The 14,323-nt window shown below is 37.9% G+C and carries 14 protein-coding genes, 3 tRNA genes and 1 riboswitch; of the genes, 3 read left to right on the top strand and 14 right to left on the bottom strand.

What is annotated here, in order from left to right; all coding sequences use genetic code 11:
* Nucleotides 1-30 precede the first annotated feature (30 nt).
* The 4 genes from ACSYSF_RS00590 to yycF all read right to left on the bottom strand — a co-directional run bounded on the left by ACSYSF_RS00590 (nucleotide 31) and on the right by yycF (nucleotide 4,827).
* Nucleotides 31-858 carry a two-component system regulatory protein YycI gene (locus tag ACSYSF_RS00590; protein ID WP_489867813.1) on the bottom strand — a complete coding sequence of 276 codons (828 nt, stop codon included), beginning with the start codon at nucleotides 856-858 and terminating at the stop codon, nucleotides 31-33.
* Nucleotides 859-2,175: a hypothetical protein gene (locus ACSYSF_RS00585; protein WP_489867812.1), complete on the bottom strand. Its 1,317-nt coding sequence runs from the start codon at nucleotides 2,173-2,175 to the stop codon at nucleotides 859-861. It lies immediately after the preceding gene.
* Entirely contained in the window at nucleotides 2,162-4,054 is a 1,893-nt protein-coding gene (walK, locus tag ACSYSF_RS00580) for a cell wall metabolism sensor histidine kinase WalK (RefSeq protein WP_489867811.1), read from the bottom strand. The genes ACSYSF_RS00585 and walK overlap by 14 nt, the downstream gene beginning before the upstream one ends.
* Nucleotides 4,055-4,125: 71 nt before the next feature.
* Nucleotides 4,126-4,827, bottom strand: coding sequence for a response regulator YycF (gene yycF, locus ACSYSF_RS00575; protein ID WP_489867810.1), 702 nt, complete (start codon nucleotides 4,825-4,827; stop codon nucleotides 4,126-4,128).
* 213 nt (nucleotides 4,828-5,040) lie between these two features.
* Here yycF and ACSYSF_RS00570 point away from each other — a divergent pair.
* Nucleotides 5,041-5,113, top strand: a tRNA-Lys gene (locus ACSYSF_RS00570).
* 65 nt (nucleotides 5,114-5,178) lie between these two features.
* On the opposite strand, the gene ACSYSF_RS00565 is transcribed toward ACSYSF_RS00570, so the two are convergent.
* The gene (locus tag ACSYSF_RS00565) at nucleotides 5,179-6,030 is read right to left on the bottom strand and encodes an IMP dehydrogenase (RefSeq protein ID WP_489867809.1); all 852 of its coding nucleotides are present in this window, start codon (nucleotides 6,028-6,030) and stop codon (nucleotides 5,179-5,181) included.
* The gene (gene guaB / locus ACSYSF_RS00560; protein ID WP_489867808.1) at nucleotides 6,030-7,181 is read right to left on the bottom strand and encodes an IMP dehydrogenase; all 1,152 of its coding nucleotides are present in this window, start codon (nucleotides 7,179-7,181) and stop codon (nucleotides 6,030-6,032) included. The genes ACSYSF_RS00565 and guaB overlap by 1 nt, the downstream gene beginning before the upstream one ends.
* A gap of 75 nt (nucleotides 7,182-7,256) precedes the next feature.
* Nucleotides 7,257-7,358, bottom strand: a riboswitch (purine riboswitch).
* 138 nt (nucleotides 7,359-7,496) lie between these two features.
* Between guaB and ACSYSF_RS00555 the strand changes: the two genes are divergently transcribed.
* Nucleotides 7,497-7,569: transfer RNA gene (locus ACSYSF_RS00555), tRNA-Lys, on the top strand.
* Nucleotides 7,570-7,659: 90 nt separating this feature from the next.
* Nucleotides 7,660-7,732 (top strand) — tRNA-Lys (locus ACSYSF_RS00550).
* A gap of 111 nt (nucleotides 7,733-7,843) precedes the next feature.
* On the opposite strand, the gene ACSYSF_RS00545 is transcribed toward ACSYSF_RS00550, so the two are convergent.
* The 8 genes from ACSYSF_RS00545 to purR all read right to left on the bottom strand — a co-directional run bounded on the left by ACSYSF_RS00545 (nucleotide 7,844) and on the right by purR (nucleotide 14,183).
* Nucleotides 7,844-8,317, bottom strand: coding sequence for a hypothetical protein (locus ACSYSF_RS00545; RefSeq protein ID WP_489867807.1), 474 nt, complete (start codon nucleotides 8,315-8,317; stop codon nucleotides 7,844-7,846).
* Nucleotides 8,318-8,467: 150 nt separating this feature from the next.
* Nucleotides 8,468-8,710 carry a 30S ribosomal protein S18 gene (gene rpsR / locus ACSYSF_RS00540; RefSeq protein ID WP_002828737.1) on the bottom strand — a complete coding sequence of 81 codons (243 nt, stop codon included), beginning with the start codon at nucleotides 8,708-8,710 and terminating at the stop codon, nucleotides 8,468-8,470.
* A 54-nt stretch (nucleotides 8,711-8,764) separates the two neighbouring features.
* Nucleotides 8,765-9,322 (bottom strand): single-stranded DNA-binding protein, encoded by a 558-nt coding sequence (gene ssb, locus ACSYSF_RS00535; RefSeq protein WP_489867806.1) that lies wholly within the window; start codon nucleotides 9,320-9,322, stop codon nucleotides 8,765-8,767.
* Nucleotides 9,323-9,395: 73 nt separating this feature from the next.
* Entirely contained in the window at nucleotides 9,396-9,695 is a 300-nt protein-coding gene (gene rpsF, locus ACSYSF_RS00530; protein ID WP_489867805.1) for a 30S ribosomal protein S6, read from the bottom strand.
* Between the two features lie 123 nt (nucleotides 9,696-9,818).
* The gene (locus tag ACSYSF_RS00525) at nucleotides 9,819-10,763 is read right to left on the bottom strand and encodes a nucleoside hydrolase (protein WP_489867804.1); all 945 of its coding nucleotides are present in this window, start codon (nucleotides 10,761-10,763) and stop codon (nucleotides 9,819-9,821) included.
* A 65-nt stretch (nucleotides 10,764-10,828) separates the two neighbouring features.
* On the bottom strand, nucleotides 10,829-11,815 hold the full coding sequence (locus ACSYSF_RS00520) for a ribose-phosphate diphosphokinase (protein ID WP_489867803.1): 987 nt from the start codon (nucleotides 11,813-11,815) through the stop codon (nucleotides 10,829-10,831).
* Between the two features lie 117 nt (nucleotides 11,816-11,932).
* Nucleotides 11,933-13,315 carry a bifunctional UDP-N-acetylglucosamine diphosphorylase/glucosamine-1-phosphate N-acetyltransferase GlmU gene (glmU, locus tag ACSYSF_RS00515; RefSeq protein WP_489867802.1) on the bottom strand — a complete coding sequence of 461 codons (1,383 nt, stop codon included), beginning with the start codon at nucleotides 13,313-13,315 and terminating at the stop codon, nucleotides 11,933-11,935.
* 13 nt (nucleotides 13,316-13,328) lie between these two features.
* A complete protein-coding gene (purR, locus tag ACSYSF_RS00510) occupies nucleotides 13,329-14,183 on the bottom strand; it encodes a pur operon repressor (protein ID WP_489867801.1) in 855 nt (284 codons plus the stop codon).
* Between the last annotated feature and the right edge of the window lie 140 nt (nucleotides 14,184-14,323).

Here is a 14,323-nt window from a genome sequence, read left to right as displayed (position 1 = left end):
CATGTTATATTTTAACACGTTGTGAAATGTTTATTTCATTATCGTTCCATTTATTGCGTTAACTGAAGCGACGGACATATTCTGTCCCTTACTAGTCATCGCAAATTGCCAAACTGGCACAAAAATAATATCATCATCCACAGTTGTGAGTGGCTCGTAACCCAATTTTGATTGCTTGATTTGGCTACCATCAGGCAAATCATTATATTGATAGAGTGCAATCAAAGCTTGTTGTTCAGAAATCAATTGCACATCATTGCGCAAAAACTGTGTATCGCTAATATATTGTTGTTCATATTTTTTTAACCGATGTTCATCACTAACTTCAAAGGTGATTTGCCCCCGATTCGTTAAATATGGGCGTTGTTCTTTGGCAATTTTTTGTACATAAACGTAAGGTTGTGTATCTTTCTTTTTATTATTAGATTGCGCAATCTTAGTCAATTTACTACTAAAGCGATATTGATCACCATTAATAACATGCTGATCTTTTTTAATGAATTTATTTAATGCCTTCGTATTAACATTATTTTCACCAGATTCTGCTAAGCGATATGGTTTAGTCATTGAAACGGTCAAAACATCATCATTCATATCCGTTTGCCAATCACTATTTAATTGGGTTTGGTTATTAGCCAAATCATCACGACCATCTTTACCAGCAATATAAGAACCCGTGTGACGACTTTTTGATAAATTATCATAAGTGATGCCATCATCACGCATTTCATTTAACACTTGTTTTTCTGGATCACGGTGATCACTAAATGGATATTGTTGAACCCATTGGAAACCTAGAAAAATATCCAAGGCAATAAAAACTATTAAGAAGGCCGTTAAGACTTTTCGAAAATCCATTTAGCGTCCTCCTTCCGCAATACGTCCATCAACCGATTGCCAAGCGCCATCTTGTTCAAAATACCATTCCGGCTGTAGTTTAACGACTTGCTTTTCTGAATTAGATTCCCAACGATAACCTAACATCATATTTTGAATATCCTTGGTTGCAATACCATGACGCGCCAAATCATTTAAGGCATCATCCATCGTTGGTAACGTTACCCGTTTATTTTTATCAGTCGGTAATGGTACGCGTAATGAATACTGTGACAAAATAATTTGTTCGTGATGATTAGGTTTATGTTTTACCTGAACAGTACCACTATCAGTTTGGTTAAAAATAGGCAGACCATTAACAAATAAGCGATAAACCAATGTTTTATCTTTATTATTACCTTCAAAATAATACAAATCATCCGATAACTGATGTAAATCAACTAACCATTGATAACCATTTTTTTGTCGTTGACTAACGGTATTATCATGTTGATTGATACCATAAGCGTCATAGTGGATTAATCCAGTATTTAAATTACGAGTCATCCGTTGGTTATCACCATTAGTATACGTTAATAATTCTTGATCATTAGTAACTGTCCGTTTCCCACTATCTGGGAAAATTTTAGCTAGTTGCGTCACCGTATGATCACTATCCAATAGATAACTATAACTTTGTAATTGAATTGGCTTATCAGGCACCATCACCACATTACTGCCAATCCAACGGTACGTAACGGGAATTGTTTCTTCCCCTTTTTTAGCTGTTTTAATCGTTTGTGATGCATCACTACCACGATAACGATACATTTTACGATTTACATCACTATAAAGCGCAATATCAGTACCTTTTTTGGGTAATCGCACATGGTCAATTAAAGTGTCATTAGCAATCCTAATATTTTTACCAAAAATATGTTTAATAACACTTCCTGAAATAGCATCTGGAAAACTCATAACAACCGTATCTTTTTTAGCCAGAGTCTTTAAATAATCATTCTTAGAAAGCGTTTTATTATCTTTATAAGTTAAATGCCATTTTTTAACACGTGAAATTAACTGATTTGACTTTGATTGGAAATCCATAACACTCCGATTTCCTTTTTCATCATTAAAAGTTAATTGTGAAACACCATAAATGTTAGCCAAATTCTTTCCCACAACGTCTTTTTGTTGCGCTGGTGCTGCTTGCTTTTTTTGCGTAATATGACCCGGACTTTGCCACAATTGTACTGACAAGAAAATACTAATCAAAATTGCGATGATTAATGCAATAATCAAGCCGTACCGTTGTCTGAAGTAACTCAGGCGAATACGCCACTGTTTATCCTTCTTCATCCCAGTCACCATCATCCCATTCATCATCTAATTCGTCATAAGGCTCGTACGGCAAAGCAATAAAGAATGTAGAACCACTACCTTCAGTTGACTCAACCCATACGCGGCCACCAAAACGTTCAATAATTTCTTTAGAAATTGCCAAGCCCAATCCTGTACCACCTTGTGCACGTGAACGAGCCTTATCAACACGGAAGAACCGGTCAAAAATTTGGACCACATCCTTCTGCGGAATTCCTAATCCTTGATCAGCGATACTCAATACAACTTCAGTTTGATGATCTTCCAATCGAGCTGTAATCACACCACCATCTGGCGAATACTTAATCGCATTGTTCATGATATTATCCAACACTTGGGTCAATTTAGAAGTATCCACATCTACCCAAATTTGGAAGTTTGGAATAACACGTTCAATTGTATAGTACTTTTCTGGCTTATCATCGTTGGCAATAATCATGTCAAAGCGATCAAGGACGTAATTGAATAAACTGGCAATATTGATAAATTCATTATCAATTTTCATTGTTCCTGAATCCATTCGTGATAATTCAAGTAAGTCATTAATCATATGAATCATACGGGTTGTTTCATCTTGAGCAACACTCAAAAAGCTATGCGCTACTTCAGGGTCTTCTACCGCTCCTTCTTGGAGAGCATCAACGTATGACTTTACTGATGTTAATGGCGTACGCAATTCGTGTGATACGTTTGAAACGAATTGACGACGTTCACGTTCAGTACGTTGTTGTTCCGTAACATCATGTAGCACAATAACTAGACCAGAAATAAAGCCTGACGCACGTTCAATCAAACTGAAGTAGGCACGAATATTCAATGGATGTTCGTCAGTACTAAAGTCCAATAGCAATTCATGTTGATTATCTAATAAATCACGTAGACTATATTGATCAGCAATTTGTAGTACGTCTAAAATTGAACGGCCAGCTGCATCTTTATTATCTGTAAGTCCGGTCATGCGTAATGCGGCAATATTTATAATATTAATATTGCCTCGTCGATCAGTGGCGATAACACCATCTGTCATATACTCAAGAACAGAATCTAGACGGCGTCGTTCAAAGTCCATTGAATTAGTCGTTTCATCAATTCGTTCAGCCAACATATTAACATTTTGTGCTAAATGACCGATTTCATCGTTAGTATGGACATCAATACCACCTGAATAATCACCCTGAGCAATTTTGTTCGTACGGGCACTAATCTCAGCAATTGGTCGGGTAATACTACGTGAAATAAATATCGCCATAATAATACCCAAAATAACGGCAAAGACCAATGAAGCAAAGTAAATATATGAAATTTTAGCCAAATTATCATAAACTGACTCAACACTTGCCCGAACAACAACCACTCCAACAATGTTACTTTTACCATCAGTTGAATGCCTTAAAGGTTTAATAACTAATTGATAACGGGAATCATTCTGGGTAATGATTGGATCTCGCTTATATTTACTGCCTGAAATTGCCGCTTTAATATTACTATCGGTTGTTTTTTGACCAACTTTATCCTGATTATCAACGTCGTTTGTACCACGTAAAATACCTACTGTGTCAAAAACTTGAATTTCCGATATAGCTGCGTTATTTGTTGAATTTAAAATAGTGTGAATATTTTGATTAACATTATCTTGATTATTACTCGATAATTGTTGCGTTAATGAATCTTCAACGTAGGCTGGCAGTTCGATTTGATTGCGGAAAGTAGACAAACTTTGTTGTTCTAATTGACGCACAAAGAAAACACCCACCAACTCTAATGTAACAATCAAAGTTAACGTGAATACCAACGCAATCTTAAAATGAATCGACGCAAAAAAATGACGCCATTTGTGCGTTCTTTTCATGTTTTTCATACTGCCTCTCTTAATTGAAAAAAGCTAGTGCCGATGCCATTTGGCAAGGCACTAGCCTTTTAATAAACACTTTATTCTTCTGATGCCTTTAGGTAATAACCAACACCACGTCGGGTCATCAAAATTTGCGGATGACTAGGTGTTTCTTCAATCTTTTCACGGATTCGACGCACCGTCACATCAACAGTCCGGACATCACCAAAATAGTCATAACCCCAGACCGTTTGCAATAAATCATCACGAGTCATAACTTGACCAATATGCTTTGACAAATGATGTAGCAATTCAAATTCACGATGTGTTAATTCAATATCCTGGCCATTCTTAGATACCATATAGGCATCTGGATGGATTGTTAAAGCACCAATCTTAATATCACCACTATCATCAACCTGTCCTTGACTTGATGATGATGATTGTCGCCGTAAATTGGCCTTAATTCGTGCTAATAACTCACGATTAGAAAATGGCTTAGTTACATAATCATCTGCACCCATCTCTAATCCTAAGACTTTATCAATTTCTGAATCTTTAGCAGTCACCATAATAACTGGTGTCTGTGAAGTTGTACGAATTTGACGTAATACTTCTGTACCTTCGACCTCAGGTAACATTTGGTCTAATAATACCAAATCAGGGTCTTCACTTTCGAACAAGTCCAAAGCTTCTTGACCATCCATTGCAACCGCAACGTCGTAACCCTCTTTAGTTAAATTAAATTTTATAATATCTGAAATCGGTTTTTCGTCATCTACAACCAAAATTTTACTCATTATTATGTTCCTCCCAATGGTGGGTCTCTGATTGTTATTATAGCATGGTAGGCAATTTTACCAAAATAAAACTTTATAAAAAATTAATATATCGTTTTTCTTATGCTTTTATATGCTAAATATCAATAAATGCTAACCACAATGATAAATTTTTTATTGCAATGTTTTCTGACATATGATATATTTTTATATGTTGTTGTAAAGTAATTATCTGGACAAGTAGCTCAGTTGGTAGAGCAACGGACTCTTAATCCGTGGGTCCAGGGTTCGAGCCCCTGCTTGTCCATCGTTTAAAAATGACCGTCAATTAAATCTGACGGTCATTTTTTTATTTATCGATTTTTATATAAATTAACGACGAGCGTAATTAGGCGCATCCTTCGTTAAGACGACGTCGTGGGGATGGCTTTCAACTAAACCAGCATCAGTAATTTGAACAAATTGTGCACCTTTACGTAGCATTTCTACATTACTGGAACCAGTATAACCCATACCTGAACGAAGGCCACCACTAATTTGGAAAATATTATCAGCGATAACATTAGTAATAATTTCTTTATCAACCATAACAGCAACCGCACCAGCGGCTAATGCTTTAACCACATCACCAGAATACTTAATATCTGACCCTAAAATGACACTAGCATCATATTCGGAAGCTAATTCAGCAAATGCCATCGTGGTTGTTAAGGCTTTGGTTACTGGCGTTGTTTTTGTACTACCAATTACAATTGTGTCGGCACCAGCAGCCAAAACATGCTTGGCAGTATCTAAAGTTGCTACGGGGCCAACCCATAATGGCAATGATGGCTGCGTAGCTTTAATCTCGGTAATTATATCTGCCAAAGTTTTGTCGTCAGTATCGGTTGATAATTCAACAACATCAATGTTGGCTTGCACCAATTGATCCACTTCAGCTACTGTTGATGCAACGGCACCAACCATATAATCATCATTTTCAGCTTTAATTGATTTAATATTATCAACCGTTGCCAACTCACTTGGTAAAATTCCTAACGTACCTTCTTTAGCAAATGCTTTTGCATCTACTAGTGTTGTAAAATCAGGCGCTCCAATTACTGGAATTGATAATGTCAATTGATTCGAAATTTGAGTTGTAATGTTAATTTCATTAGGTAAAACTTCTGAAGCACTAGGTACTAACAATACCTCATCAAGTCCCAATCCGCTTTGATTAACCATTATACTAACGCCTCCTTTTTTGTCATAATACGTACATTTTGTTGAACCTTTGCATAATCATTATTAGCAACTTTATTGATTAAACTACCACTCTCAGCTGCCTCATGAATTGATGAAAAACCGGCTTGCCCAAGATCTGTCTTAACTTGTGACAATAATGGTTGAATAACGTCTAATAATTCACCTTTGTAAGCTGTCTTGCCTTCAATTCCTTCTGGCACCATCTTATTAGCTTCATTAACCTCTCCTTGGAAATAGCGATCTTTTGAGCCATTTTCCATTGCGGCAATTGAACCCATACCACGGTATGCTTTATAACGAAGACCGGTCTTCTCATCGGTTACTACCTGACCAGGTGTTTCAAACGTTCCTGCTAATACTGATCCCAGCATAATTGCATTACCGCCCGCTAACAACGCTTTTGTCATATCATCGGCTGTTTTAATACCCCCATCGGCAATGATGGTTTTACCGTATTCTTTAGCGGCTGCTTGGGCGGCAACAATAGCAGAAATTTGTGGGACACCAATACCGGCAACAACACGTGTCGTACAAATTGATCCAGGTCCGATACCGACTTTAGCAACATCGGCACCAGCATCATACAATGCGGCAGCGCCTGCTTTAGTAGCAATATTACCAGCAATAATATTAATATCTGGGAAAGCATCACGCACCTCACGAACTTTGCGCAATACTCCGGCTGAATGACCGTGCGCTGAATCTAAGACAATTGCATCGGCACCAGCATCTGCCAAAGCAGCCACGCGATCAATCGTATCTGAAGTTACACCAACAGCACCAGCAACAATTAATTGATTATTAACATCGACAGCTGCATTTGGTGTTTCAGAAAAATCAACAACAGTTGCTTTAACCTTTTTAATTTCTGCTGCCTGTTCTTTAATCAACATGTTCTTATGAACAACACCTAAACCACCAAACTTTGCCAATGCAATCGCCATTTTTGATTCAGTGACTGTATCCATGGCAGCTGACAAAATTGGTTGATTCAATTTCAAAGTAGGCGTAAGTATAGTTTGCATTAAAACATCTTGTTGTTGATTACTTGTCTGACTGATTGGTAGGTCGACGTCTTGAAACGTTAAACCCATTGATACAAATTTGTTTGCAACACTATATTTAGCCATGGTTCCTCCATTTTTATACAAAAAAAGCATTTATAGAATAGTATAGTATCCTACAAATGCTAGTTAACACGACAGTTATTCTAAACATTTGTGGATTGTCGCCTATTTTGGGTAGGCGGTAGAAACTTGTTAGCCCGTTTATCTAACGATTAAATCTACAAAAATAATAGATATATTTATTTATCAATTGATTTTACACGGCTTACAAAAAAAAGCAAGCATTAATTCACTAAATTTTTTGTAAAATAAGCTTGCATCGGGCTTATTTATATGGTATATTAATATTCGTTGTTGCGAGATAGTATATAACGTTTTGGACAAGTAGCTCAGTTGGTAGAGCAACGGACTCTTAATCCGTGGGTCCAGGGTTCGAGCCCCTGCTTGTCCATTGATAAAAGCTATTAAGTTTTTATCTTGCATATATATTTATTATATGATATATTATTATATGTTGTTGCGAGATAACATGTAACATCTTGGACAAGTAGCTCAGTTGGTAGAGCAACGGACTCTTAATCCGTGGGTCCAGGGTTCGAGCCCCTGCTTGTCCACTAACGTAGAGAGTGATTTAAAATCACTCTCTTTTTTTGTGTTTTTATTATCTACATTAAAAAGGGTTAGAACGTTCCTTGTTCCAACCCTTTTCCTGCTAATTAACATATTTATTGTGCATCTTTAATTTTTTGTTGCACATTAATCGTTGCTTCTGCAAGATCTAACATATGCTCAATTTTGTCTTCGTTCACATCACCAGGATACTGTGATTGTAGTTCTTCCTCGTACGTATCAAGATATGAATCTTCAAACGCATCAACTGCATCTTCGGTTGATGAATGCTTAATTAAATCATCTTTTTGTTCTTTAACAAACTTATCCAAGTCATCTTGAACATGCTTTGTGACAGTCTTTTGATTGGGTAATTCTTTAGCAGCTGAGCTACTATCTGTCTGTGTACTACTGCTCTTACTCTCACTGACTTGTGACTTTGATAATGAAGATGCTCTGGTTTCACGATAACTTGATTCGTATTTATCTTCGCTTCGATCAGCTTGGAAATCAGACGCATAGTAAACACCAACGCCACCAAAAACAGCTCCTATGACAAACACCACAATAAACCAAATAACTTTTTTCATAGAATCCCCTCCTGTAGCTTATATTTTAACTTAAATAGTACAAAAACAACATAAAAAGACATCAGCAAAGCTGACATTAACTTTGCGATGCCCTAAAACGCAAAAAGGAAGCCAAGACAAAGTCCGAGCTTCCTTTTTAACATTCGCAAATTAGTCTTCTGCAACGAATGGCAAAAGTCCCATGATACGAGCACGCTTAATAGCAGTCGTAACCTTGCGTTGGTTCTTTGCTGAAGTTCCAGTCACACGACGAGGCAAAATCTTACCACGTTCTGAGATGAAACGTTCCAACAATTCAGTATCTTTGTAATCCACGTATTCAATGTGGTTGGCTGCGATAAAGTCAACCTTACGACGGCGACGAGGGCCGCCACCACGACGTTGTTGTGCCATGTTTAAATTCCTCCTGATAGAATGATGTCGTTAGACAATGTTGTCTTTAATAATTTAGAATGGTAATTGATCATCTGAGATTTCAATCTCTTGACCACCACTAAAAGGATCGTTAGATGATTGTGACGAAGCCGAATTATCACCATTAAATACATTACCATTAGATGCAGGTGCACCAAATGGATTGCTTTGTGATGAAGAAGGGTTATAGTTCCCTTGGCTACGTTGCTGACCGCCACCAAAATTGTTCGTATTATTAGAACCATTTTGAGCACGACGAGCTTCACTTTCAGCACGACTTTCTAATAATGAAAAGTTTTCTACAACGACTTCGGTGACATAAACACGTTGTCCTTGTTGATTTTCATAATTACGCACTTGCAGACGGCCTTCAATACCCACTAATGAGCCCTTAGACGTAAAGTTAGCAAAATTTTCTGCAGCTTTGCGCCAAATGACTGCATTAATAAAATCTGTATCTCGCTCACCATTCGCATTCGTAAACTGCCGATTAACGGCTAATGTAAACGAAGCAACGGCAGCACCATTAGTCGTATAACGCAATTCAACATCCCGAGTCAAACGACCAATCAAAACAACACGATTTATCATATGGAAAGCCTCCTCCCAAGTTCCTTAAACCTAGTCACTAAAATTATTAAATTAAATAAGTAATTTATAATAATTACTCAGCTGATGCTAGTTCGCGCTTAACAACCATGTGACGCAAGATATCATCTGAAATCTTAGCCAAACGATCAAATTCGTTAATAGCTGTGTCATCTTCTGTTGTGAAAGTAACCACGTGGTAAAGACCTTCGCGGTAACCTGCAATTTCAAACGTAAAGCGACGTGATGACCAGTCTTTTGACTCAACCACCGTAGCACCATTATCTGACAAAACTTTGTCAAAACGCTCAACCAATGCCTTCTTATCGTCAGCATTCATGTCAGGGCGAATAATGTAAGTTAATTCGTATGCCATTATATATTCCTCCTTTTGGTCTATGGCCGACTACCTGCCGGCAAGGAAAGCTACCATTTATTTGATAACTCACAAACATTTATGATACACGACCGAACATAAATTTGCAAGTCATTACCCTTATTAACCTAAAATTGCCAAAGTATAGTTCATAAAACGTTCTAGATAGAATGGCTCATCAACTTCAACTGCAGCAAAATTATTCTTATGGGCATCACGCAAACGTTGTGGATCACCAATCGTACGACCATCATCAGGGTCAACCATCATGTTCAATGGCAACAATGTGACTAATTTAGGATCAACCGCAACACCAACTGCTAATGGATCATGTAGTGCAGCTCCTGCTTTATTAATATCCAAATTGTAATAAGCATCAATATAAAAATCAAAGATATCCGCAAAGACACGACCCTTTTCAGTACCTAGATCACGCCATTGTTGGGTTTCTTTCTTCGTTAACAAAGTTTGCAAAGTAACGTCCAACCCAACCATCACTAGATGCTTCGCATGCTTAAAGACATAGTCTGCTGCTTCTGGATCTTGATTAATATTTGCTTCTGTATATGATGTGACATTGCCTGGCACAATCAAAGCACCACCCATTAACGTAACATTACCAATTAAATCAGCAATTTCAGGATCTTTTTGGTAAGCAGCCGCAAGATTGGTTAATGGACCAGTTGGCACAACAACCAAGTCATCAGCATACTTATGAGCTGATGAAATCAAGAAGTTAACTGCTGATTCTGATGATACAGTTTGCTGAGGTTCAGGTAAAACAACGTCCCCAATGGCATTGTCACCATGAATATCTTTTGATACTTGCATCGTTTCAAAATCATTCGTTGTTGATGAATGACTCGCCCCCATGAATACAGGGACGTCTTTTTCACCCAATAATTCTAATAATTTCAACGTATTTTGGGCCGCTGTTTCAACTTGGGTATTTCCAAATGATGATACAACGCCAATTAAATCGGCATCAGGGGTTGCCAATGCATAGGCAAGTGCTAATGCATCATCTACCCCAGTATCCAAATCCAAAATCATTTTCTTTTTTGCCATTATTTTCCCCTTTTGATAAAAAAAGGTTGCTCTAAACAAAGCTAGAACAACGATTAAATATTTCTTTACTCAGCAGTACGATGGAAACGGCTCTTGAACAATGGTGATACAGGTCGGTTCTCATTAATACGCTTAATTGTTTCACCAATTAACTCTGCAGTTGAAACTTGCACCAATTTAGAGAAACGCTTCTCTTCTGGCAAGTTAATTGAATCAGTCACAATGACCTTTTCAAAAACAGAATTTTGAAGATTTTCAACAGCTTTACCTGAAAATACGGCATGTGTAGCCACAACGTATACTTCTGAAGCACCTTCATCCTTCAATTTTTGAGCACCTTGTGTGATAGTTCCACCAGTATCAATCATGTCATCAATCATGATGGCACGCTTACCTTTAACATCACCGATAACATTCATAATACGGGCAACATTCGCCTTTGGACGACGCTTATCAATAATGGCGATTGGTTCGTGTGAACCTAGTAACTCAGCCAAGGCACGTGCACGTGTAACACCACCATGATCAGGTGACACAACAACAGTATTATCATCAGCAATACCTGTCGTAATTAGGTAATCAGCCAATAATGGTGCACCCATCATATGATCAACAGGGATATCAAAGAATCCTTGGATTTGTGATGCGTGTAAATCAAGGGCTAACACACGTGTAGCACCAACCATTTGTATCATGTTGGCCACTAATTTAGCTGAAATTGGCTCACGTGAACGTGCTTTACGATCTTGACGTGCATAACCATAATAAGGCATAACAACGTTAATTGAACGTGCACTTGCACGACGCAATGCATCAATCATGATAAGCAATTCCATCAAGCTATCATTAACTGGTGCTGAAGTCGGTTGGATAACATAAACATTATCTCCACGGACAGATTCCTCAATATTTATTTGAATCTCACCGTCACTGAACCGAGCGATATTGATTTCCGATAGTTCCACACCGACAGAAGCAGCAATCTTCTCTGCTAATGGGCGATTGCTACTCAATGAAAAAATTTTCAAATGTGGATCCGAATAAGTTGACATGCTTTCCTCCATAGACACATTCAATTGTGTACTCAAGTCTTTAATAAGTTAATTGTACATTTTTTAATGGTATTCTTCAAACCATTATTATTGACTTAAATACAGAACAACCGACAATTATTGGTTAAATTTTTCAAATAATGGCGTACGGCGCCAAAAATCTTCTTTAACAGTTTGACGCGAACGAGCAATTCCCATAGCGTGTTTTGGAATATCTTTAGTAATAATTGAACCAGCAGCAACGAAAGCTTCATCCTCAATCTCAACTGGACTAATAATTTTTGAACCTGAACCAATAAAGGCCCGGTCACCCACATTTGAATGCCACTTATTTTTACCATCATAGTTAACAAATACTGTACCAGCACCAATGTTAACATCAGCACCAACCGTAGCATCCCCAAGATAAGACAAGTGTCCCATCTTTGAACCATGACCAAGAGTTGCTTTCTTAACTTCCACAAAGTTACCCGCATGTGCTTCACTAGCTAAGTAAGCAGCTGGACGCAAGTGAGCAAATGGGCCAACGGTTGCATATTCACGGACCTCAGCCTCTTCCAAATGGCTACTATCAATTTGAGCGCCATCTGCTATAACTGAATCAACAACAACTGTACCTGTGGTTAAGACAACTCCTTGACCAATTTTTGTATGTCCCTTCAAGTAGACATTAGGTTCAATTACTGTGTCACGACCAATTTCAACATCCACATCAATGTAGGTATTAGCAGGATCAACCAAAGTCACACCCGCACGCATGTGCATTTCATTAATGCGTTGACGCATAATTTGGTTGGCTTTTGATAACGCAACGCGGTCATTAACCCCCATTGATTCACCAAAATCATTAATTTGGAAAGCACCAACTGTATGACCAGCTTCGCGCAAAATTTCCAATGTATCTGGCAAGTAATACTCACCCTGCGCATTATCATTTGTTACGTGTTGCAAGCTTTCAAATAGTAATTGGTTATCAAATACATAGACTCCCGTATTGATTTCATCAACTTTCTTTTCGTCTTCATCGGCATCTTTTTGTTCAACGATACGCAATACGTTACCTTGTTCATCACGAATAATACGTCCATAGCCTGTTGGATCTGGTGCCTTAGCCGTCAAAACGGTCACAGCATTATTAGATTGTTCATGATAACTAAACAAATCTTCATAAGTCGTCGTCGTAAACATTGGTGCATCACCAGATGCAATCAATGTCATGCCTTTTTTATTGGCTAATAATGGGGCCGCCATTTTAATCGCATGTCCTGTACCGAGTTGTTCAGCCTGCACCGCAAATTCAGAAGTGCCTTCCAACACATCCTCTACTTGTTCTGCACCATTACCAACTACTGTAACAATTTTAGCAACTTGCGCACGTTTAACTGTCTCCACCACTAATTGCACCATTGGCTTACCAGCCACTTGATGTAATACCTTAGGTAGACTAGATTTCATGCGCGTTCCTTTTCCCGCTGCCAAAACAATGACAAATCTCTCCATGACTTCCACCCTTTTACTTAATTTTATTTTCTAAACTTGCTTCAAAATCAGCATAAATTTCTTCGGCATAATTACCCGCTGTAACATCAATAATGCCGTCATCCTTATTCGTATCCACATGAATTAATGATGTGTAATCATCAATCACACGGTGGGCAACGCGACCTTCAGCAACAACAGCTGCACCAACAACTTGGCCTTCAAACTCTTTAACCAATGATGCCATTCCACGAATAGTACCACCAGCCTTCATGAAATCATCGACAATCAAGACACGTGATCCCATTGGTAATGAACGTCGTGATAGTTCTAGTTTTTCTAAACGTTGTGATTGACCAGTCACATAATTAACAGACATCGTTGGACCTTCAGTGACCTTAGTATCATTACGCACGATAACGAATGGTACGTTTAATTGTTCAGCAACAGCTTGAGCAACTGGAACACCTTTAGTAGCTGCGGTCATAACAGCATCGATTGGTTCACGCAAATATTGTGTCGCAATTAAACGGCCAATCCGTTGTAAGAACCATGGTTGACCCAAAATATCTGACAAATAAACATAACCACCTGGTAAGACACGTGTTTCATCATCAATTGCATTAACTAATGAAGCCACAAATTCTTTGGCATCCTCAGGTGTCATATATGGCGTAAAGCGCGTACCGCCAGCTGCGCCAGGAATTGTCTCTAATAGACCAATACCGCGCTCCTGAAAAGTACGTTTTAAAATCGTTAAATCTTCTGAAATAGAAGATTTAGCACTTTCATATTCTTCTGAAAAGTGCGTTAGTGATACTAATGTACGTGGTCGCTCTAATAAGTAACGAGTCATATCTACTAGGCGATCGCTTCGGCGTGTTTTCATAATTTTATAACCTCGAACGTTCGGTAATTTTTCTTATTATACTGGCATTATATCACATATGTTCATATTAAGTTTTAAAATACCAACTAAACACGAAATTCAAACAATTTTTAATAATTTAAACACACGTTTTTCGGACG

This window comes from Weissella sp. ESL1139, from assembly GCF_058506735.1.
Note: the sequence above shows the minus strand (reverse complement) of the source record. Positions and strands in the feature narration are given on the sequence as shown.